The sequence below is a fragment of the Streptomyces sp. NPDC107654 genome (assembly GCF_055639035.1).
On the sequence record NZ_JBVKBI010000011.1, the window covers coordinates 170242 to 191368 of the forward strand.

20 protein-coding genes and 1 pseudogene are annotated in these 21127 nt (G+C 74.7%); 16 read left to right on the forward strand and 5 right to left on the reverse strand.

Annotation, left to right across the window (positions count from 1 at the left end; translation table 11 throughout):
• Window positions 1–82: 82 nt before the first annotated feature.
• From bioB to ACZ7N4_RS21350, 4 genes are all read left to right on the forward strand, one after another.
• Window positions 83–1330 (forward strand): biotin synthase BioB, encoded by a 1248-nt coding sequence (gene bioB / locus ACZ7N4_RS21335; RefSeq protein WP_471359902.1) that lies wholly within the window; start codon window positions 83–85, stop codon window positions 1328–1330.
• Window positions 1323–2603, forward strand: coding sequence for an adenosylmethionine--8-amino-7-oxononanoate transaminase (locus ACZ7N4_RS21340; protein ID WP_471359904.1), 1281 nt, complete (start codon window positions 1323–1325; stop codon window positions 2601–2603). Before bioB ends, ACZ7N4_RS21340 begins: the two co-directional genes overlap by 8 nt.
• A gap of 1 nt (window position 2604) precedes the next feature.
• Window positions 2605–3321 (forward strand): dethiobiotin synthase, encoded by a 717-nt coding sequence (bioD, locus tag ACZ7N4_RS21345; RefSeq protein ID WP_471359906.1) that lies wholly within the window; start codon window positions 2605–2607, stop codon window positions 3319–3321.
• A 240-nt stretch (window positions 3322–3561) separates the two neighbouring features.
• Window positions 3562–4254 carry a class I SAM-dependent methyltransferase gene (locus ACZ7N4_RS21350; protein ID WP_471359908.1) on the forward strand — a complete coding sequence of 231 codons (693 nt, stop codon included), beginning with the start codon at window positions 3562–3564 and terminating at the stop codon, window positions 4252–4254.
• On the opposite strand, the gene ACZ7N4_RS21355 is transcribed toward ACZ7N4_RS21350, so the two are convergent.
• Both ACZ7N4_RS21355 and ACZ7N4_RS21360 read right to left on the reverse strand, forming a co-directional pair.
• The gene (locus ACZ7N4_RS21355; RefSeq protein ID WP_471359910.1) at window positions 4255–4629 is read right to left on the reverse strand and encodes a fic family toxin-antitoxin system, toxin component; all 375 of its coding nucleotides are present in this window, start codon (window positions 4627–4629) and stop codon (window positions 4255–4257) included.
• Between the two features lie 4 nt (window positions 4630–4633).
• Complete coding sequence (locus ACZ7N4_RS21360) at window positions 4634–4921, reverse strand: toxin-antitoxin system HicB family antitoxin (RefSeq protein ID WP_471359912.1); 288 nt, start codon at window positions 4919–4921, stop codon at window positions 4634–4636.
• 145 nt (window positions 4922–5066) lie between these two features.
• Between ACZ7N4_RS21360 and ACZ7N4_RS21365 the strand changes: the two genes are divergently transcribed.
• The 9 genes and pseudogenes from ACZ7N4_RS21365 (at window position 5067) to mug (ending at window position 15621) form a co-directional block, all read left to right on the forward strand.
• Window positions 5067–5909 carry an ABC transporter ATP-binding protein gene (locus ACZ7N4_RS21365; protein WP_471359914.1) on the forward strand — a complete coding sequence of 281 codons (843 nt, stop codon included), beginning with the start codon at window positions 5067–5069 and terminating at the stop codon, window positions 5907–5909.
• 4 nt (window positions 5910–5913) lie between these two features.
• A complete protein-coding gene (locus ACZ7N4_RS21370) occupies window positions 5914–8481 on the forward strand; it encodes an ABC transporter permease (RefSeq protein WP_471359916.1) in 2568 nt (855 codons plus the stop codon).
• A 63-nt stretch (window positions 8482–8544) separates the two neighbouring features.
• Window positions 8545–9435 (forward strand): LLM class F420-dependent oxidoreductase, encoded by an 891-nt coding sequence (locus ACZ7N4_RS21375; protein WP_471359918.1) that lies wholly within the window; start codon window positions 8545–8547, stop codon window positions 9433–9435.
• A gap of 72 nt (window positions 9436–9507) precedes the next feature.
• Window positions 9508–9879 (forward strand): annotated as a pseudogene (locus tag ACZ7N4_RS21380) (GNAT family N-acetyltransferase).
• Between the two features lie 94 nt (window positions 9880–9973).
• Window positions 9974–11416, forward strand: a complete 1443-nt coding sequence (locus ACZ7N4_RS21385; protein WP_471359920.1) for a hemolysin family protein — start codon at window positions 9974–9976, stop codon at window positions 11414–11416.
• Entirely contained in the window at window positions 11413–12432 is a 1020-nt protein-coding gene (locus tag ACZ7N4_RS21390; protein WP_471359922.1) for a hemolysin family protein, read from the forward strand. Before ACZ7N4_RS21385 ends, ACZ7N4_RS21390 begins: the two co-directional genes overlap by 4 nt.
• A gap of 115 nt (window positions 12433–12547) precedes the next feature.
• A complete protein-coding gene (locus ACZ7N4_RS21395; RefSeq protein ID WP_471359924.1) occupies window positions 12548–13336 on the forward strand; it encodes an SGNH/GDSL hydrolase family protein in 789 nt (262 codons plus the stop codon).
• Window positions 13337–13594: 258 nt separating this feature from the next.
• Window positions 13595–15037, forward strand: a complete 1443-nt coding sequence (gene purB / locus ACZ7N4_RS21400) for an adenylosuccinate lyase (protein WP_471359926.1) — start codon at window positions 13595–13597, stop codon at window positions 15035–15037.
• A 53-nt stretch (window positions 15038–15090) separates the two neighbouring features.
• A complete protein-coding gene (gene mug, locus ACZ7N4_RS21405) occupies window positions 15091–15621 on the forward strand; it encodes a G/U mismatch-specific DNA glycosylase (protein WP_471359928.1) in 531 nt (176 codons plus the stop codon).
• Here mug and ACZ7N4_RS21410 read toward each other — a convergent pair.
• The 3 genes from ACZ7N4_RS21410 to ACZ7N4_RS21420 are packed head-to-tail and all read right to left on the reverse strand — an operon-like array spanning window position 15582 to window position 17706.
• A complete protein-coding gene (locus ACZ7N4_RS21410) occupies window positions 15582–16025 on the reverse strand; it encodes a hypothetical protein (RefSeq protein WP_471359930.1) in 444 nt (147 codons plus the stop codon). The genes mug and ACZ7N4_RS21410 overlap by 40 nt on opposite strands.
• A gap of 59 nt (window positions 16026–16084) precedes the next feature.
• Window positions 16085–16786 carry an ABC transporter permease gene (locus tag ACZ7N4_RS21415; protein ID WP_471359932.1) on the reverse strand — a complete coding sequence of 234 codons (702 nt, stop codon included), beginning with the start codon at window positions 16784–16786 and terminating at the stop codon, window positions 16085–16087.
• Window positions 16787–16788: 2 nt separating this feature from the next.
• The gene (locus ACZ7N4_RS21420; protein WP_471359934.1) at window positions 16789–17706 is read right to left on the reverse strand and encodes an ATP-binding cassette domain-containing protein; all 918 of its coding nucleotides are present in this window, start codon (window positions 17704–17706) and stop codon (window positions 16789–16791) included.
• A gap of 107 nt (window positions 17707–17813) precedes the next feature.
• Between ACZ7N4_RS21420 and ACZ7N4_RS21425 the strand changes: the two genes are divergently transcribed.
• The 3 genes from ACZ7N4_RS21425 to ACZ7N4_RS21435 all read left to right on the forward strand — a co-directional run bounded on the left by ACZ7N4_RS21425 (window position 17814) and on the right by ACZ7N4_RS21435 (window position 20895).
• Window positions 17814–18968, forward strand: a complete 1155-nt coding sequence (locus ACZ7N4_RS21425) for a sensor histidine kinase (RefSeq protein ID WP_471359935.1) — start codon at window positions 17814–17816, stop codon at window positions 18966–18968.
• Window positions 18969–18982: 14 nt separating this feature from the next.
• Complete coding sequence (locus tag ACZ7N4_RS21430; RefSeq protein WP_471359937.1) at window positions 18983–19639, forward strand: response regulator; 657 nt, start codon at window positions 18983–18985, stop codon at window positions 19637–19639.
• A 98-nt stretch (window positions 19640–19737) separates the two neighbouring features.
• Complete coding sequence (locus ACZ7N4_RS21435) at window positions 19738–20895, forward strand: ROK family transcriptional regulator (protein ID WP_471359939.1); 1158 nt, start codon at window positions 19738–19740, stop codon at window positions 20893–20895.
• Window positions 20896–21127: the final 232 nt, after the last annotated feature.

The following is a 21127-nucleotide window of genomic DNA, read 5'->3' on the forward strand; positions in this document are numbered from 1 at the left end:
GGCAATACCCACACGGTGAAGCGACTCTGTTGTGCGAAGTCTCCTTGGCCCGGGGCGCCCCGGTAGGACAGGATCGGACCTCATGGACCTGCTGAACACGCTGGTGGACAAGGGGCTTCGGCGCGAGCTGCCGACCCGCGAGGAAGCGCTCGCCGTGCTGGCCACCTCCGATGACGACCTGCTCGACGTGGTGGCCGCGGCCGGCAAGGTGCGCCGGCACTGGTTCGGGCGCCGGGTGAAACTCAACTATCTGGTCAACCTCAAGTCCGGCCTGTGCCCGGAGGACTGCTCGTACTGCTCCCAGCGGCTGGGCTCCAAGGCCGACATCCTGAAGTACACCTGGCTGAAGCCGGACGAGGCCTCCCAGGCCGCCGCGGCGGGCCTCGCGGGCGGCGCCAAGCGGGTCTGCCTGGTGGCCAGCGGGCGCGGTCCGACGGACCGGGACGTGGACCGGGTCTCCGAGACCATCAAGACGATCAAGGAGCAGAACGAGGACGTCGAGGTGTGCGCCTGCCTCGGTCTGCTCTCCGACGGCCAGGCCGAGCGGCTGCGCGAGGCCGGCGCGGACGCGTACAACCACAACCTCAACACGTCCGAGGGGACGTACGGGGACATCACGACCACCCACACGTACGCCGACCGGGTGGACACGGTGCAGAAGGCGCACGCGGCCGGTCTGTCCGCCTGTTCGGGCCTGATCGCCGGCATGGGCGAGAGCGACGAGGACCTGGTCGACGTGGTGTTCTCGCTGCGTGAGCTGGACCCGGACTCGGTGCCGGTGAACTTCCTGATCCCGTTCGAGGGCACTCCGCTGGCCAAGGAGTGGAACCTCACCCCGCAGCGCTGCCTGCGGATCCTGGCGATGGTCCGGTTCGTCTGCCCGGACGTCGAGGTCCGCATCGCGGGCGGCCGCGAGGTCCACCTGCGCACGATGCAGCCGCTGGCACTGCACCTGGCCAACTCCATCTTCCTCGGCGACTACCTGACCAGCGAGGGCCAGGCCGGCAAGGCGGACCTCGAGATGATCGCGGACGCCGGCTTCGAGGTGGAGGGCGCCGGCGAGGTGACGCTGCCGGAACACCGGGCGGCCGGCGGCGGGTGCGGCGCGCACGCCGGGACGGGCCGTGGTGGGCACGCGGGCGCGGACGCCGGGTGCGGGGGGCACGCGGACGCCGGGTGCGGGGCGCACGCCGAGACCGGGTGCGGGTCCCACGAGGGCGGCGGTGTCTGCGGTACGGCGGGCGCGCCCGGCGCGGCGAACGAGCCGCGCCCCGACCTCGTCGCGGTCCGCCGCCGGGGCGCCGGAACGGACCTCGCGCCCAATGCCTGACCTCGGCGTGCCGGAGCTGCTGGAGCTGGACCGGCGGCATGTGTGGCATCCGTACGGCCCGATGCCCGGGCGGGCGGAACCGCTCGTCGTGGAGGCGGCGAGCGGGGTCCGGCTGCGGCTGGCCGACGGCTCCGGCGAACTGGTCGACGGCATGTCGTCGTGGTGGTCGGCCATCCACGGCTACAACCACCCGGTCCTGAACGAGGCCGTGCGCGATCAGCTGGGCCGGATGAGCCATGTCATGTTCGGCGGGCTCACGCACGAGCCCGCCGTCCGGCTCGCGAAGCACCTGGTCGACCTGTCGCCCGACGGCCTGGAGCACGTCTTCCTCGCCGACTCGGGCTCGGTGTCGGTCGAGGTCGCGGTGAAGATGTGCCTGCAGTACTGGCGCTCGCTCGGCCGGCCGGGCAAGCGGCAGCTGCTGACCTGGCGGGGCGGCTACCACGGCGACACCTGGCAGCCGATGTCGGTGTGCGACCCCGAGGGCGGGATGCACGAGCTGTGGACCGGCGTGCTGCCGCGCCAGGTGTTCGCGGACGCGCCGCCCGCCGGGTACGAGGAGTCGTACGCGGACCACCTGCGCGAGCTGATCGCGCGGCACGCGGACGAGCTGGCCGCCGTGATCGTGGAGCCGGTGGTGCAGGGCGCCGGCGGGATGCGCTTCCACCCCCCCGGCTATCTGCGGGTGCTGCGCGAGGCGTGCGACGCGCACGACGTGCTGCTGGTGTTCGACGAGATCGCCACCGGCTTCGGCCGCACCGGCGCGCTGTTCGCGGCGGACCACGCGGCCGTCACCCCGGACGTCATGTGCGTCGGCAAGGCGCTGACCGGCGGCTATCTGACGATGGCGGCCACCCTGTGCACCGCGCGGGTCGCCGACGGCATCTCGCGGGGCGAGGTGCCGGTGCTCGCGCACGGCCCGACGTTCATGGGCAACCCGCTGGCGGCCGCCGTGGCCTGCGCCTCCATCGAGCTGCTGCTGGGGCAGGACTGGCTCGCGGAGGTCAGGCGGATCGAGGCGGGACTGCGGGAGGGCCTGGAACCGGCGCGCGGGCTGCCCGGGGTGCGGGACGTCCGCGTCCTGGGGGCCATCGGGGTCGTCCAGCTCGACCACGCGGTCGACATGGAGGCCGCGACCGACGCCGCCGTGCGGGAGGGCGTGTGGCTGCGCCCGTTCCGCGACCTGATCTACACGATGCCGCCCTACGTCACCTCGGACGAGGACGTGACACGGATCGCGCGCGCGGTGTGCGCCGCGGCGCGGGAGGGATGAGATGCCGGTACTGGTGATCACGGGGACGGGCACGGAGGTCGGCAAGACCGTCACCACCGCCGCCGTCGCCGCCGCGGCGCTCGCGGCCGGGCGCTCGGTGGCCGTGCTGAAGGCCGCCCAGACGGGCGTACGGCCGGACGAGCGGGGGGACGCCGACGAGGTCGCGCGGCTCGTCGGCCCGGTCACGACCGCGGAACTCGCCCGTTACCCCGAGCCGTTGGCACCGGGCACGGCGGCCCGGCGGGCCGGGATGGCGCCGGTGCGCCCGGGAGAGGTGGCGGAGCGGGCCGCCAAGCTGGCCGTCGAGCACGACCTGGTGCTGGTCGAGGGGGCGGGCGGGCTGCTCGTCCGGTTCGACGCGGCCGGCGGCACGCTGGCCGACGCGGCCGCGCTGCTGGGCGCGCCGGTGCTGCTCGTCGCGCAGGCCGGGCTCGGCACGCTCAACACCACGGAGCTGACGGCCCGCGAACTGCGGCGTCGCGAGGTGGAGTTGGCGGGTGTGGTGATCGGCAGCTGGCCGGACGCCCCCGATCTGGCCAGCCGCTGCAATGTGGCCGACCTGCCGGAGGTCGCCGACGCCCCGCTGCTCGGCGCGGTGCCCGCGGGCGCCGGGGGGCTGCCGCCCGCCCGGTTCCGTACGGCGGCACCGGGCTGGCTCGCTCCGCGGCTGGACGGCACCTGGGACGCGGAGGCGTTCCGGATCCGGGCGGCGCCGTAGCCTCCCGCGCCGCGCGTCGGCCGGTCCCGCGTCCGACGTGGCCTCCCCACGCCACGCCGGTCCTGCGTCCGACGCAGATGCCCGCGCCGCGCGCCGGCCCTTCGTCTGACGTGGCCTCCCCGCACCGCCCGCCGGTCCTGTGTTCCCGGGCCGCCCCCCGGCCGACGGCGGTCGGTGTGGGTGCGCCGGGCCGTCCCGGGGGACACTCTTCTCAGGGGCGTGCCGTCCAGGGAGGTTGCCATGCGGCTGCTGTCCACCCGTTCCGGCCGGATGGCGCGGAGTCCGGTAAGCCATCCACTGTTCGCCCGCTGCTACGCCCTGGTCAGCGTCGGCGCCGAGTCCCGGCTGGGGATGGCCGGAGTGCGGCAGCGGCTGCTCGCCGGGCTGTCCGGGCGGGTGATCGAGATCGGCGCGGGCAACGGGCTGAACTTCGGGCACTACCCCGGGGCGGTCGCGGAGGTCGTCGCGATCGAACCGGAGCCGCTGCTCAGGGGCTTGGCGCTGCGGGCCGCGCTGCGCGCCCAGGTGCCGGTCGACGTCGTGCCGGGCGCGGCGGAGGCCCTGCCGGTCAAGAGCGAGGCGTTCGACGCGGCCGTGCTGTCGCTGGTGCTGTGCAGTGTGCGGGACGTCGAGCGGGCGCTCGGCGAGGTACGACGGGTGCTGCGGCCCGGCGGCGAGGTGCGGTTCTTCGAACACGGGCGGGGCGGCGGCCGGGCGATGACGCTGACCCAGCAGGCCCTGGACCGCACCCTATGGCCGGCGTTGGCCGGCGGCTGCCATCTGTCCCGGGACCCGGTCGCCGCGCTGCGCGCCGCCGGGTTCCGCCTAGGCCCGCACCGGCGGGTACTGCTGCCCGAGAACGGTCCGGCGCTGCCGGCCTCCTACTGCTCGCTCGGTGTGGCCTGGCGGGAGGACGAGTTGGACGCCCGCTGATCAGACGCTCCAGCCGCGCAGGTGCCGGGCGATGTCGTCCACGCTCGCCGCGCCGTCCTTGACCAGCCGGGCGAGGTCACGGACCTGCTCGGGGGTGGGGGCGACCTTCTCGCCGCCGGCGACCAGATAGGCGTAGGCGACCGCCGAGGCGAACAGCGCGTTGGAGCGCTCCAGCGCGGGCACGTGGATCAGCAGCTGGAGCAGGGAGGCGGCGCGGGCGTGCGGGCTGTCGTAGACGGGCACGCCGAATATCTCCGCGCGGTGCCGGGCGACGGCGGCGACCAGGGCGCCCCAGTCGGTGACCTGCGGGTCACCCGGGGTCCTCCGTTCGGCGAGCATGAGCAACCAGGCGAGGTCGATGCTGAGATCGTCCAAGGGATCAGCGACGGCCTTCACCGGTGTCGGCCGAGCGGGTGTCGGCGGAACGGGTGCCGGCGGCGCGGGTCTCGGCGGAACGGGTCTCGGCGAACTCCTCGGCGAACACGGCCTCGTACTGCTTCATGAAGTCGGCGGCGGCCTCCACGAAGGTGCGGCCCGCCTCGCCGGTGTCCTGTCTGACCAGCTCTTCGATGTAGCGGTTGACGCTCATGCCGCGGGCCACGGCGCGCTCGCGGGCGGCGCGCGCGGTGCCCTCGTCCACGCGCACGTTCAGCTGGGTCTTCGCCATCCTTCGACGCTAGCGCCGGAACGCTAGCGGCAGCAAGGGCGCACGGAGGCGCTGCGCCCGGCGCGCACGTCGCTTACGCTCGCCCGCACGGGCGGTGCCCTACGCTCGCCCGGGACGGGGCAGTACCGGCGACCGGGAGGCGGTCTTGTCGACACCTGCTGTGCAACACGCACCCGACCGCGCACCGGACGGCGGGGCCGCGGCCCGTGCCCGCGGGCTGACCAAGAGGTACGGCTCCGGGGAGACGGCCGTGCTCGCCCTGGACGCGGTGGACGTGGACATCGCGCGGGGCCGGTTCACCGCCGTGATGGGCCCGTCGGGGTCCGGGAAGTCCACGCTGATGCACTGCCTCGCGGGCCTCGACACCGTCACGGCGGGTCAGGTCTGGCTCGGCGACACCGAGATCACGGGGCTGCGTGAGCGGGAGCTGACCCGGCTGCGGCGGGACCGGGTCGGATTCGTGTTCCAGACGTTCAACCTGATCCCGACGCTGACCGCGGCCGAGAACATCACGCTGCCGATGGACATCGCGGGCCGGAAGCCCGACCCGCGCCGGCTGGACGACGTGATCGACCGGCTCGGGCTGCGGGAGCGCCTGACGCACCGGCCGGCCCAGCTGTCCGGCGGCCAGCAGCAGCGGGTGGCGTGCGCGCGGGCGCTGCTCTCGCGGCCGGAACTGGTCTTCGCCGACGAACCGACCGGCAACCTGGACTCGCGGGCCGGCCTGGAGGTGCTGGGCTTTCTGCGCGGCGCCGTGGACGACCTCGGGCAGACCGTCGTCATGGTCACGCACGACCCCGGTGCCGCCGCCCACGCCGACCTGGTGCTCTTCCTCGCCGACGGGCGGATCGTGGACGAGATGCCCCGGCCGACGGCGGAGGCCGTGCTGGAGAGGATGCGTGTCTTTCCCGGCGGGAACCCCCGGGCCCCCGAGTCCGAGGTGCTCCGGGGCCGGCCCGCCGACGCCCGCACCGCCCGGGAGGGCTGACCCGGTGCTCAAGGCGACCCTGCGGAGTTTCCTCGCGCACAAGGGGCGGCTGGCGCTGTCCGCGCTGGCCGTGGTCCTGTCCGTGGCGTTCGTCGCGGGCAGTCTGATCTTCTCCGACACCGTGACCCGTACCTTCGACCGGCTGTTCGCCACCACCGCCGCGGATGTGACGGTCCGGCCCAGGGAGGACCTGCGGTCGGCGCGCACGAGCGGCGTGGCGCAGACCCTGCCGGCCGCCCTGCGGGACCGGGTGGCCCGGGTCGACGGGGTGGCGGCGGCCCGCGCGGAGGTGTCCGTGCAGAACGTGGTGGTGGTCGACCGCCGCAACCGGCCCGTCGGCCCGACCACCGGCGCCCCCACCATCGCCGCCGCCTGGTACGCGACCGACCGCAACCCGGTTCGGCTGACGTCGGGTCACGCGCCGCGCGGGGCGGGCGAGGTGCTGCTGGACGCGGACACGGCCGGCAGGCGGCACGTACGGATCGGCGACCCGCTGACCCTGCAGGCGCGGCTGGGCTCCCTCCGGGTCCGGGTCGTGGGCATCGCCACCTTCACCACGACCAACCCCGGCGCGGCCCTGGTCTACCTGGACCCGGCGGTGGCCGGCCGGGAACTGCTCGGCTCGTCCGCGCGGGCGACCGGCATCGCGGTGGACGCGGCGCGGGGTGTGTCCGACGCGGAACTCGCGCGCCGGGTCGGCGCGGCGCTCGGCAGCCGGTCGTACGAGGTGAAGACCGCCGGTGAACAGGCCAGGTCGGCCACGGCGACGCTCGGCACGTTTCTCGACGTCGTCAAGTACGTGATGCTGGGCTTCGCCGGCATCGCGCTGCTGGTCGGCGTGTTCCTGATCGTCAACACGTTCTCCATGCTGATCGCCCAGCGGACCCGGGAGCTCGGTCTGCTGCGGGCGCTCGGCGCGGACCGGCGGCAGGTGCGGCGCTCGGTGCTCACCGAGGCGCTGCTGCTGGGGCTGGTCGGCTCGACGCTGGGACTCGCCGCCGGAACCGGGCTGGCGTTCGGGCTGATCCGGCTGATGGGCGCGTTCGGGATGAACCTGAAGGCCGCGGAGATGGTGATCGGCTGGGCGACGCCGGTCGCGGCCTACGTCGTCGGTCTCGGCGTCACCCTCGTGGCGGCCTACCTGCCCGCGCGGCGCGCCGCGGCCGTCTCGCCGATGGCCGCGCTCGTCGACGCCGAGGTGGCCGGTGTGGGCAAGCCGCTGAAGACGCGGGCGGTCGCCGGCGCGGTGGTGGGGGCGGTCGGGGCGGCGGCGCTGGCCGGGTGTGCGACGGCGTCGCGGACCGCGCAGGCCGCCGCGCTGCTGGGTGCCGGTGTCGTCCTGACGCTGATCGCGACCGTGGTGGCCGGGCCGCTGCTGGTCCGGCCGGTGATCCGGGTGCTGGGCGCGGCCTTCCCCGCGCTGTTCGGCCCGGTCGGCCGGATGAGCCAGCGCAACGCGTTGCGCAATCCGCGCCGCACGGGCGCCACGGCCGCCGCGCTGATGGTGGGTCTGGCCCTGGTCGGCGGGATGTCGGTGGCGAGCGCCTCGCTGTCCGCGTCGTTCGACCGGCAGATCGACCGGACGCTGGGCGCCGACTTCGTCGTCCAGAGCTCGGGCTTCACGCCGTTCACCCGGCAGGTCGCGGACCGGGTGGCCGCGACCCCCGGGGTCGGGCTCGTCGTACCGCAGCGGCTCACGGCCGTCGCCGTACGGCTGCCGGACGGCCGGCGGGTGACGACGGTCGCGGCCGGGTACGGCACCCGGCTCGACGACGTCGCCCACCTCGACTACGCGCGGGGCGGCTCGGCGGCCGCCCTGACGGACGGACACCTCGCCCTGGACGCCGACTACGCCCGGGAGCACGGCGTGCGGGTGGGCAGTGTGCTGCCGGTGGAGTTCCCGGGCGGGCACCGGGCGGAGCTCTCCGTCGGGGCGCTGACCGACCAGCAGCAGGCGGGGGGCTTCGGCGCGCAGGGCGGGCTCTTCTTCGGTCTGGCGACGCTGGAGACCTACGTGCCGGACGGGCAGGACGCCGCGCTCTACGTCAACGCGGCCCCGGGCACGGACCCGACGGACCTGCGGCCCCGCCTGGAGCGGGCGCTCACGCCGTTCCCGCAGGTCCAGGTGCGCGACCAGGCCGACTACAAGGACCTGGTCCACGACCAGATCGCGGTGCTCCTCTACCTGGTGTACGCGCTGCTCGGGCTGTCGATCGTCATCGCCGTGCTCGGCGTGGTCAACACCCTCGCCCTGTCGGTGGTGGAGCGGACCAGGGAGATCGGGCTGCTGCGGGCGATCGGGCTGGGGCGGCGGCAGTTGCGCCGGATGATCCGGCTGGAGTCGGTGGTGATCGCGGTGTTCGGGGCGGTCCTGGGACTGGGGCTGGGGCTCGTGTGGGGCGTGTGCATGCAGCGGGTGCTGGCCCTGCGCGGGCTGACGGCGCTCGCGGTCCCCTGGGGCACACTCGTCGCGGTGGTGATCGGCGCGGCGGTGGTGGGCGTGGTCGCGGCCCTGCTGCCGGCGCTGCGGGCGTCGCGGATGAACGTGCTGGCGGCGATCGCCCACGAGTGATCACGCCGGCCCGGGCGTGATGGAATCGGTGCGGAGCAAGTCGTCACGCATCGGGGAGAGTTCATGTCGCGTCCGTTCCGCTTCGGGGTCAATCTGCTCACGCCGGCGCCCGCCGACGAGTGGCGCGCCAAGTGCCGTCGCGCCGAGGAACTGGGGTACGACGTGATCCTCGTCCCGGACCACCTCGGCATGGTGGCGCCGTTCCCGGCGCTGGTCGCGGCGGCGGAGGCGACCCGGCGTCCGCGGCTCGGCACGTTCGTGCTGAACACGGGCTTCTGGAACCCGGCGCTGCTGGCCCGCGAGGTCGCGACCACGGACGCGCTGACCGGCGGCCGGCTCGAACTGGGCCTGGGCACCGGGTACGTACAGGCGGAGCACGAGGCGGCCGGGCTGCCCTTCGGCTCGCCGCGCGAGCGGGTGGACCACCTGGAGCGCACCCTGGCGGAGCTGGAACGGCTGCTCGGTTCCGGGGATCACCAGCCCCGGCCCGCCCGGTCCCGGGTGCCGGTGCTGGTCGGCGCCAACGGCGACCGGATGCTGCGGCTGACCGCCGCGCACGCGGACATCGCGGCCTTCACCGGCGCCCGCCCGGGCAGGACGCCGGGCACGCTGGAGCCGCTGCGCGCCGAGGAGCTGGACGAGCGGGTGGGCCGTTACCGCGCGCTGGCGGCGGACCGGGCGGAGGCCGCCGAGCTGAACCTGCTGATCCAGCTGGTCGCCGTCACCGACGACCCCGAACCGGTGCTGAAGCCGCTGCTGGAGAGCCTGCCCGGGATGACCGTGGACGAGGCGCTGGCCCTGCCCATCGTGCTGGCCGGTCCGCTGGAGGACGTCGTGGCGAAGGCACGGGCGCTGCGCGAGCGGTTCGGATTCACGTATCTGACCGTGCTGGAGCCGTCGATGGAGGCGTTCGCACCGGTGCTGGCCCGGCTGCGCGAGGAGGAGTCCGTCTGAGGGGGGCCTCGGGAGGGCGCACGTGCTTTTCGCCGCCCGGATCCCTCCGGGCGGACCCCCGGGCCCGGCGGCGTGGAGCGGCTGGTCGACCGGGACCCCGAGGCCCTGGTCCCGGCGGAGCCGGGCGGTGAGCCGGCGGGCACGGTGACCGCCGGGTTCGACGGCCGGCGGTGCCGTCCGTACCGGCTCGCGGTGCACCCGTAGCGGCGGCGGCAGGTCATCGGCTCGGCGCTGCTCGCCGCCGAGGAGCGCTTCGTACGGCTCGGGGGGCGGCGCGCGGACGCGATGGCGCTGGTCCGCAACGAGACCGCGCACCACGCCTGGGCGGCGGGCGGGTACGGGCCGGAGGAGCGCTGGTGGCGCTCGGTGAAGCCGCGAACGACCGGAGACCCGACGCTTCTTTGCTCATCCTTTACGATTGAGGGAGCACTCGGCCCTCTATGAAAGGTAGTGAGCGTCCGCCCATGGGCGAGCCTCCCCAACCGCGACACCGCGCGATCTTCCCTGCCCTGTCCGATCATGGGACGGGGGTGACCCGATGACCGAAGTGCTCCTCCTTCTGGTGGCGATCCTTCTCTCGCTGGCCTGCGGCGCCTTCGTGGCGGCGGAGTTCTCGCTGACCACGGTGGAACGCGGCGAGCTGGAGCGGGCCGTCGCGCGCGGCGAGCGCGGTGCCGCCGGCGCCCTGAAGGCCGTACGGAACCTGACGTTCCAGCTCTCCGGCGCCCAGCTCGGCATCACCGTCACCAACCTGGTCGTCGGCATGCTCGCCGAGCCGTCGATCGCCAAACTGCTCGCCGGGCCGTTCCAGGCGATGGGCCTGTCCCGGGGAACGGCGAGTACGGCCGCCCTGGTGCTGGGCACGGCTCTGTCGACGGTGGTCCTGATGGTCGTCGGCGAGCTGGTGCCGAAGAACTGGGCGATCTCCTCGCCGCTGGCCGTGGCCAGACGGGTGGGCAGCGCCCAGCGCTGGTTCAGCGCGGTCTTCCGGCCCTTCATCACCCACCTGAACAACACCGCCAACCGGTGCGTGCGCCGGCTCGGCATCGAGCCCGCCGAGGAGCTGGCCTCCGCGCGCGGACCGCAGGAGCTGGCCGCCCTCGCCCGGCACTCCGCCAAGGAGGGCGCCCTGGAGCCGGACACCGCCGAGCTGTTCGTGCGGACGCTGAACCTGGCCGACCTCACGGCCGAGAACGTGATGACCCCGCGCGTCCAGGTCGTCGCCTTGGACACCCAGGCGACCTGCGAGGACGTCGCCAACGCCACCCGGGCCACCGGCCTGAGCCGGTTCCCGGTCTACCGGGGCAGCCTGGACGCCGTCGTCGGCACCGCCCACATCAAGGACGTACTGGCCGTCCCCGCGGACCAGCGGCTCCACCGCACGGTCGCGCAGGTGATGCGCGAGCCGCTGCTGGTGCCCGAGTCGCTGACCGTCGACCGGCTGCTGGACCGGCTCGGCGGCCGGCGCACCATGGCCGTCGTCATCGACGAGTACGGCGGCACGGCGGGCGTGGCCACCCTGGAGGACATCGTGGAGGAGGTCGTCGGCGAGGTGCGGGACGAGCACGACCCGCACGAGACGCCCGACCTCGCCCCCGCCGGCGCGGACGAGCTCGGCCGCGCCCTGTACGCGGCGGACGGCGCCGCCCGCACCGACCAGCTCGCGCGGGTGGGTCTGCGCGCGCCCGAGGGGCCGTACGAGACGCTGGCCGGCCTGGTCGCCACCGAGCTGGGCCGCATACCCGCCGTGGGCGACAGCGTCGAGGTGGCCGGCTGGCGGCTGGACGTGGTCGACGCCTCGGGTCGCCGGGCCGCGCGGGTCCTGCTGCACGCGCCGCTGGACGACGAGCGCGCCGAGAAAGCCGGCGGGTTCCGCGGGACCGCCGGGGCTCGGGGTACCGGCAGGAGTCACAGGACCGGCGGGACGGCGGGGGCCGACGGGCCTCGCGGGGCCCGTGGGACGCGGGAGGGGACGCGATGACCGCCGTACAGCTGCTGATCGGTCTGGCGACCCTCGTCGTCAACGCCTTCTTCGTCGGCGCCGAGTTCGCCTTGATCTCCGTGCGCCGCTCGCAGATCGAACCGCTCGCCCAGGAGGGCGACCGGCGGGCGCGGAGCGTGCTGTGGGGCCTGGAGCACGTCTCGGCCCTGCTGGCCGCGGCCCAGCTGGGCATCACGCTGTGCACGCTGGTGCTGGGCGTGGTCGCCGAGCCGGCGATCGCGCATCTGCTGGAGCCGGTGTTCCACGCGCTGGGCGTGCCCGTGAGCGCGGGTCACGCCGTGTCCTTCGTGATCGCGCTGGCCCTCGCGACGTATCTGCACATGCTGCTCGGCGAGATGGTCCCCAAGAACATCGCGCTCGCGGAACCGGTGCGCAGCGCGCTGTTGCTCGGTCCGCCGCTGGTCGCGCTGTCCCGGGCGCTGCGCCCGGTGATCTTCGCGATCAACGCCTTCGCGAACGGGCTGCTGAAGCTGTTGCGGGTGGAGGCGAAGGACGAGGTGTCGGCGACGTTCACGGACACCGAGCTGGCCGAGATCGTCAAGGACGCCAGCGAGGCGGGCCTGATCGACAACCGTGCGCAGGAACGCCTGCACGACGCGCTGGAGCTGGGCAGCCGGCCGGTGCGGGACGTGGTGGTCCCGCTCCAGCGGGTCGTCTACGCCCGCGTGGGCGTCACCCCGGAGCAGCTGGAGCGCCTGTCGGCCGAGTCGGGATTCTCCCGTTTCCCGGTGGTCGACACCGGCCGCCGGATCGTGGGCTACCTGCACGTCAAGGACGCGCTGGACGCCTCTCCCTCGGACGTGCCGTTCCGGCTCCGGGACATGCGCCCCATCGCCCGCGTCCGCGAGGGCACCCCGCTGGACGACGTCCTCACCGCCATGCGCGGCGGCCGCACCCACCTCGCGGCCGTCCTCGGTGACGACGGCCGGCTGGCGGGCCTGGTGACGATGGAGGACGTACTGCGCCAGCTGTTCGGTCAGCCGGCTCAGGGGTGAGGGCGAGGGGGAGCACGCGGCGGGGGAGCACAGGTCCGCGGGTGGGGGAACGCGGGGTGAGGCCGCGGACCTACCGACCGGCAGGTATTGGCCTCGGGATACCATCTCTGTCGCCATGCAGACGAACCCCGCATCTCCTGCGTACACCAGCCTGGTCGCGGTCGGCGACTCGTTCACCGAGGGCATGTCGGACCTGCTGCCCGACGGCTCCTACCGTGGCTGGGCCGATGTGCTCGCCGGCCGGATGGCCGCGCGGACGCCCGGTTTCCGGTACGCCAACCTCGCCGTGCGCGGGAAGCTGATCGGGCAGATCGTCGACGAGCAGGTGGAGGTGGCGGCGGCGATGAACGCCGACGTCGTCACCCTGGTCGGCGGGCTCAACGACACCCTGCGCCCCAAGTGCGACATGGGCCGGGTCCGTGACCTGCTCACCGAGGCCGTGGAACGGCTCGCGCCCTCCTGCGAGCAGCTGGTGCTGATGCGCAGCCCCGGCCGCCAGGGCCCGGTGCTGGAGCGGTTCCGGCCGCGCATGGAGGAGCTGTTCGCCTGCGTGGACGAGCTGGCCGCCAAGCACGGTGCCGTGGTGGTCGACCTCTACGGGGCGCCCGCGCTGGCCGACCCGCGGCTGTGGGACGTGGACCGGCTGCACCTGACGGCGGAGGGGCACCGCCGGGTCGCCGAGGCGGTGTGGCAGACGCTCGGGTACGACCCGGAGGACGCCGACTGGCACATACCGATGCCGGCGACGCTCCCGCCGGGCTGGCTGGCGCGGCGGACCGCCGACGTGCGGTTCGCCCGGCAGCACCTGCTCCCCTGGATAGGCCGCCGCCTGACCGGCCGGTCCTCCGGGGACGGCCGCCCGCCGAAGCGCCCGGAACTGCTCGCGTACGAGGACCTGGCGTAGCCCTCCGGCGACGTTCGCGTGGTGTGACGCGCCTGCCCGGCCGGGCCGCGACGCCGGCGTGCCGGGCACCGGCGGCGTCCCCGACGGGATCGCGGCAGTGCTCACCGTGCGGCAGCGCGTGCGCGAGCCACGCCGGCGGCAGGACGGGCCCTGCGGGCCGGTGCCGGCCGACGCCACCGACGTGACGGGGCTCTCGTAGCTTCGTCCGACCGCACCCATGGCGTTGGCCTGCACGAACCGCCAGTAGAATCTGGACACGTGACTTCTGCGCCCGCCAAGCCCCGCATCCCGAACGTCCTCGCCGGACGCTACGCCTCCGCCGAGCTCGCCACGCTCTGGTCCCCCGAGCAGAAGGTGAAGCTGGAGCGGCAGCTCTGGCTCGCCGTGCTGCGGGCCCAGAAGGACCTCGGCATCGAGGTGCCGGACGAGGCGCTCGCCGACTACGAGCGTGTCCTCGACACCGTCGACCTCGCCTCGATCGCCGAGCGCGAGAAGGTCACCCGGCACGACGTGAAGGCGCGGATCGAGGAGTTCAACGACCTCGCCGGGCACGAGCACGTGCACAAGGGCATGACCTCCCGCGACCTCACGGAGAACGTCGAGCAGCTGCAGATCCGGCTGTCGCTGGAGCTGATGCGCGACCGTACGGTGGCCGTGCTGGCCCGCCTCGGCAAGCTCGCGGGCGAGTACGCCGAGCTGGTCATGGCCGGCCGCTCGCACAACGTGGCCGCGCAGGCCACCACGCTGGGCAAGCGGTTCGCGACCGCCGCCGACGAGCTGCTCGTCGCCCACGGGCGCGTGGAGGAGCTGCTCGGCCGTTACCCACTGCGCGGTATCAAGGGCCCGGTCGGCACCGCCCAGGACATGCTGGACCTGCTCGGCGGCGACGCCTCGAAGCTGGCCGAGCTGGAGCAGCGGATCGCCGGCCACCTCGGCTTCTCGCAGGCCTTCACCTCCGTCGGCCAGGTCTACCCGCGCTCGCTGGACTACGAGGTCGTCACCGCGCTGGTGCAGCTCGCCGCGGCGCCCTCCTCGCTCGCCAAGACGATCCGGCTGATGGCCGGGCACGAGCTGGTCACCGAGGGCTTCAAGCCGGGCCAGGTCGGCTCCTCGGCGATGCCGCACAAGATGAACACGCGATCCTGCGAACGCGTCAACGGCCTCATGGTCATCCTGCGCGGCTACGCCTCGATGACCGGCGAGCTGGCCGGCGACCAGTGGAACGAGGGCGACGTGTCCTGCTCGGTGGTGCGCCGGGTGGCCCTGCCGGACGCCTTCTTCGCGCTGGACGGTCTGCTGGAGACCTTCCTGACCGTCCTCGACGAGTTCGGCGCCTTCCCGGCCGTCGTCGCCCGCGAGCTGGACCGTTACCTGCCGTTCCTGGCCACCACCAAGGTCCTCATGGGCGCCGTGCGGGCCGGGGTCGGCCGCGAGGTGGCGCACGAGGCGATCAAGGAGAACGCCGTGGCGACCGCGCTCGCGATGCGCGAGCAGGGTGCCGAGCGCAACGACCTCCTCGACAAGCTCGCCGCCGACGAGCGCCTGCCGCTCGACCGGGAGCAGCTGGCCGCGCTGATGGCCGACAAGCTCTCCTTCACCGGTGCCGCCGCCGAGCAGGTCGGCGTGGTCGTCGGCCGGATCGAGGAGATCGTCAAGCAGCACCCGGAGGCCGCCGGCTACACCCCCGGAGCGATCCTCTGACCCGCCTGACCAAGGCCGACCTGGAGGCCGCCCGCGACCGCCTCGTCCCGGACGTGGTCGCGGACGGTCTCCACGTGCTGTTCTGCGGCATCAACCCCGGTCTGATGACGGCCGCGACCGGCCACCACTTCGCCCGTCCCGGCAACCGGTTCTGGCCGGTGCTGCACCTGTCCGGCTTCACGCCCCGGCTGCTGAAGCCGGCCGAGCAGCGGGAGCTGCTCTCCTACGGGCTCGGCATCACCAACGTGGTGGCGCGGGCCACCGCGCGGGCGGACGAGCTGACCGCCGAGGAGTACGCCGAGGGCGGGCGGCTGCTGACCGAGAAGGTGACGCGGCTGCGGCCGAGGTGGCTGGCCGTGGTCGGGGTGACCGCGTACCGGTCCGCCTTCGGTGACCGCACGGCCCGGGTCGGGCCGCAGGAGCGGACCATCGGGGAGACCCGGGTGTGGGTGCTGCCCAACCCCAGCGGGCTGAACGCGCACTGGACGGCGGCGACGATGGCGGAGGAGTTCGCCCGGCTGCGGGAGGCGGCGGACGTGCCCGGTCACGGCGGGTCGGTCTCCGTCACTATCCCGAGCAGCTGAAACGGCAGCTCCTTGTCCCACTGGGAGACACCGAGGGCGACCCAGCGGTCCGCCTCCGGCACCCGCCACAGGTGGACGTCCGGGACGTGACCGCTGAGCCCGGCCCAGGGCTCCGCGAGGTCCTCGCCCGCCATGCTCCGGTCGAGCACGCTGTACAGGCTGAACCGCTGCGGACTGCCCCACCGCTCCCCCAGCCGCTCGGCGAGGCCGTCCCGGTCGGCCTCGACCTGCGCCTCCGTCTCGTCCCGTGCGCTGCCGTCGTCGTCCCAGAAGTCCTCGCTCGTCTCTAAAGCGGCTATGTGATAGCCGGGCCCGCTCTCGCCGTGCTCCGTCCTGCCGTACGCCGCCGGGAACTCCCGGGCGCACAGCAGGTCGATGAGGGCCAGGCACTTCGCGATGTCCATGGGCCCCAGTAAAGCGGGGGGCACTGACAATTGGCGGTCCGTCAGGCCGCCGCCCGCCGTCAGGCGTCCCTGCGCCGGACACTCCACCCGCCCGCCGCCAGGGCCGCCGCCGTCCACAGCGCGGTCACCGCGAGTCCGCTCCAGGGGCCGAGGGCACCGTCCCAGCCGCTGTGCAGGGTCACTTGGCCCGCCCGGTCGGGGAGGAAGTCGGCGGCGGCGCCGGACAGGTCGCCCACCACGAAGGACACGATCAGCAGGAACGGGATCAGCACCGAGAGGGTCGCGGCCCCGCTGCGCAGCACGGCCGCGAGTCCGGCGGCGAACAGCGCCATCAGCGTCAGGTGCAGGCCGCAGCCGACCGCGCCGCGCACGCCCTCGCCCCAGCCGGGTGCGGAGCCGCCGAGGGCCGCCCTGCCCGCCAGGAGCGTGACGAACCCGGTGAGCAGCCCGACGGCCAGCGCCGGCAGGGCGATCGCCGTCGCCTTCGCGGCGAACCAGCGCCCCCGGTCGGGCACGGCCGCCAGCGTCAGCCGGAGCGCGCCGCCCCGGAACTCCGACGAGACGGCCGTCGTACCGAAGGCGATCGCGGCGACCTGGCCGAAGCTGATGCCGAAGAACACCGAGAACAGCGGGTCGGCGTCGGCCGAGGCGAGCGCCGCGGGCGGGGCGGTGGCGACGAGGATCGCGGCGAGGGCGCCCACCAGGGAGCGCAGCGAACGGATCTTGATCCACTCTGCGTGGAGCACGGGCGCGAACGGCATGGTCAGGCCTCCTGGTGAGCGGTGAACTCGGCTTCGGCCGCGGTCAGATCGAGGTAGGCCTCCTCCAGGGTGGCCTCCTGGGCGGCGAGTTCCAGGACGGGGACGCCCGCCTCCGACATCAGCCGGCCGAGGTCGTCCACGCGCGCGTGCCGTACGGTCCACGTCCCGTCCTCGGCGCGGGAGCCGTCGTGGCCGTGCCGGGCGAGGAGGTCGCCGAGGGCGGCGGGGTCGGTGGTGCGGACGCGGACGCGGGGCTGTACGCGCGCCTGGACGAAGTCCTGGACGGGTGTGTCGGCCAGCAGGCGGCCCCGGCCGAGGATCAGCAGGTGGTCGGCGAAGGCGGCGGTCTCGCCCATGAGGTGGCTGGAGACCAGGACCGTACGTCCCTCGGCGGCGAGCCGGCGCAGCAGGGCGCGGATCCACACGATGCCCTCGGGGTCGAGGCCGTTGGCGGGTTCGTCGAGCAGCACGGCCTCCGGGTCGCCGAGGAGGGCGGCGGCGATGCCGAGCCGCTGGCGCATGCCGAGGGAGTACGTCCGTACCCGGCGCCGGGCCACGGCGGCGAGGCCGGTCTCCTCCAGGGCGGTGTCGACCCGGCGGGCCGGGATGCGGTTGCTCGCGGCGAGGGCGAGCAGGTGGTCGCGGGCGGTGCGGGAGCCGTGCGCGGCGCGGGCGTCGAGCAGGGCACCCACCCGGCGCAGGGGGTCGCGCAGGCCCGCGTAGGACTGGCCGCCGACGGTGGCGGTGCCGGCGGTGGGCCGGTCGAGCCCGAGGACGAGGCGGAAGGTCGTGGACTTGCCGGCGCCGTTGGGGCCGAGGAAGCCGGTGACCCGGCCGGGGTGCACGCGGAAGGTGAGGCGGTCCACGGCCCGCCGGCCGCCGTACTCCTTGGTGAGGTCTCGTACGTCGATGCTGGTCATGGCAACAGCCTGGCCGGGTACGGCGTTTGGCTCCTCCCCCGCCGGCGGGGACCGTCTCCCCCGTGCGGGGGAGGGCCGTTGTCGGTGCCGCCTGCGACGATGACGTCATGGCCCGCCTCCTGCGCCCGCTGCTGCGCGGCACGACGTACACGCGCCTGCTGCATCTGTGGGTGCCGATGCTGGTGGTCAGCGTCTGGCTCTTCGTCGACCCGTCGACCCCCTGGGTGCCCGCGCTGCTGCTCCTCCCGCTCGGCCTCGTGCCCGCGGTGCGGCGGGGCGAGGGGGCGCAGGCGCTGCTGCTGCTCACGCCGGGCGAGCCGGAGCCGGGCATCTCGCAGACGCGGGCGGCCACCTGGCGGGACCGGCTGCGTACGGTGCTGTGGCTGGAGTTGCGCATGCTGCTCGGCGGCGCGGCCGCTTTCGCCTCGGTGTGGCTGCCCGTCCTCTGCTTCGAACTGGTGCGGTGCGCCTGGGGCGGTGCGCCGGCCGGGGCCCCGCTGCTGGACCGGCTGCCGCCGCACCCCGCCTGGGCCCTGCTGGCGCCGCTGCCGCTGCTCGCCCTGTACGGCGTGGTCGTCGGGCTCGGCGAGCTGGTCACGGCCACCGCGCGCCGGCTCCTCGGGCCGTCGTCGGCCGAGCGGCTGGCCGCGCTGGAGGAGCGCACCGAGCACCTGCTGGAACGCACCCGGATGGCCCGGGAGTTGCACGACTCGATCGGGCACGCGCTGACGGTGGCGGTGGTGCAGGCGGGTGCCGCGCGCGCGGCGGGCGATCCGGAGTTCACCGCCCGGGCGCTGAGCGCCATCGAGGAGACCGGCCGGGCCGCGCTGGAGGACTTGGAGCGGGTCCTGGGCGTGCTGCGGGAGACGGAGCGGCCGGTGAGCGCGCGGCCGACGCTGGCCGACGCCGGCCGGCTGCTGCAGTCGGCGCGGGCCTCCGGCGCCAAGGTCGACGCCGAGGTGACGGGACCCCTCGAGGCCGTGCCCGGCCCGGTGTCCCGCGAGGGCCACCGCATCCTCCAGGAGGCGCTCACCAATGTGCTGCGGCACGCGGGAGCGGTGCCCGTCCGGGTCCGGGTCGAGGTCACCGGCGGGCTGCTCACCCTGGAGGTCCGCAACCCGCTTCCCGGGGCGATGCCCGGCTCCGGGCGGGGCAGCGGCCTGCGCGGCATACGGGAGCGGGCGGCGCTGCTCGGCGGCACCGCCCGGACCGGTCCGGACGAGGGCGACTGGCAGGTGCGCGCGGAGCTGCCGCTCGGCTGATCTAGGCTGGCCGGATGCCGGTCACCGTACTCCTCGTCGACGACGAACCCCTGGTCCGCGCGGGCCTGCGGGCCGTGCTGGAGGCGCAGCCCGACATCGAGGTGGTGGGCGAGGCGGCCGACGGCGCGGCGGTCATCCCGCTCGTACGGCGACTGCGGCCGGACGTGGTGGCCATGGACGTGCGGATGCCGCTGATGGACGGGATCGAGGCCACGCGCGCGGTGCTGCGCACGGTGCCGGAGCCGCCGAGGATCCTCGTCGTGACCACCTTCGAGGACGACGAGTACGTGTACGAGGCGCTGCGTGCGGGCGCCGACGGGTTCCTGCTGAAGCGGGCCCGTCCGGCCGAGATCGTGCACGCGGTGCGGCTGGCCGCGGAGGGCGAGTCGCTGTTGTTCCCGGCCTCCGTACGGCGTCTCGCCGCCCGGTACGGCGACCGCGACCGGCCGGCGCGGGCCGCGCTGGAGCGGGCCGGGCTGACCGAGCGGGAGGCGGAGGTGCTGCGGCTGATGACCCGGGGTCTGTCGAACGCCGAGATCGCCGCGCGGCTGTTCGTGGGCGCGGAGACGGTGAAGTCGCATGTGAGCGCCGTGCTGGCCAAGCTCGGCGCGCGGGACCGCACCCAGGCGGTGATCGCGGCCTACGAGTCCGGTTTCGTGGAACCGGGGTGACCGAAGGACCCGGCCCGCGGGCCGAACCCGGCACTCGCCGGGGCGGACCGGGCCGAGTACGATCCGGCCAACACGCCCGCGAGCTGGGAGGACGGACGGTGGGGCAGCTGACCGGCGGCGATCCCTCGCTGCTGCGAAGGATCAATTCCGCGGTGGTGCTGCACGCGCTGCGCGCCACGGACTGCGCGACGCTCACCGAGATCACCCGCGTCACCGGACTGTCCCGGCCGACCGTCGAGGGGGTCGTGGAAGGGCTCATCGAGGGCGGGCTGGTGGTGGAGGCGGCGGACGACGACGGCGGCGCCCGCCGGCAGGGGCGGCCCGCCCGGCGGTTCCGGTTCCGGGCCGAGGCGGGGCATCTGCTGGGGCTGGAGATCGGGCCGCACCGGGTCGCCGCGCTCCTGTCCGACCTGGACGGGCGGGTGCTGGGCGCGCAGGCCAAGGAGGTCGACGAGAAGGCCCCGGCGGACGAGCGGCTCGACCGGCTGCGCGGTGCGGTCGCCGAGCTGCTGCGCCGGGCCGGGGTGGCGCGCGGCTCGTTGCGGGCGGTGGGCGTGGGCACACCGGGCATCGTGGAGGCCGACGGCACGGTACGGCTGAGCACGGCCCTGCCGCAGTGGACCGGGCTGCGGCTCGGGGAGCGGCTGAGCCGTTCCTTCCGCTGTCCGGTGCTGGTGGAGAACGACGCCAACGCGGCGGCCGTGGCCGAGCACTGGAAGGGCGCGGCGACCGAGACGGACGACGTGGTGTTCGTCCTGGCCGGGCTGAGCCCGGGGGCCGGTTCACTGATCGGGGGACGGCTGCACCGGGGTTACGGCGGGGCGGCGGGGGAGATCGGCGCGCTGCACCTGCTGGGCCGGGAGGCCACGCCGGAGGCGCTGCTGTCCACCACCGACGAGCCGCTGCACCCGCTGGACGAGCAGGCGGTCGCCGAGGTGTTCGCGCTGGCGCGCAAGGGTGACCGGCGGGCCCGGGCGGCCGTCGAGCGGTTCATCCAGCGGCTCGTGCACGACGTCGCCGCGCTGGTGCTGGCGCTCGACCCGGAGCTGGTGGTGATCGGCGGCTGGGCGGCGGGCCTGGACGGAGTCCTGGAGCCGCTGCGGCGGGAACTGGCCCGGTACTGCCTGCGGCCGCCCCGGGTGGCGCTGTCCGTGCTGGGCGAGGCGGCCGTGGCGACGGGAGCGCTGCGGCTGGCCCTGGACCACGTGGAGGAGCAGCTGTTCGCCGTGGAGGGCTCGGTGACGGGCCGTCGGTGACGGACCGCGGATGCCCGGCCGCAGGTGACCGGCCGCGGACGACCGGCCGCAGGTGACCGGCCGCAGGTGACCGGCCGCAGGTGACCGGCCGCAGGTGACGGACCGCGGGTGCGGCTGCGGATGACAGCACGCGGACGACGGCACACGGACGACGGCACACAGACGACGGCACACAGACGACGGCACGCAGATGACGGCACGCAGACGACGGCACAGGGAGCGTCGCCCCGCC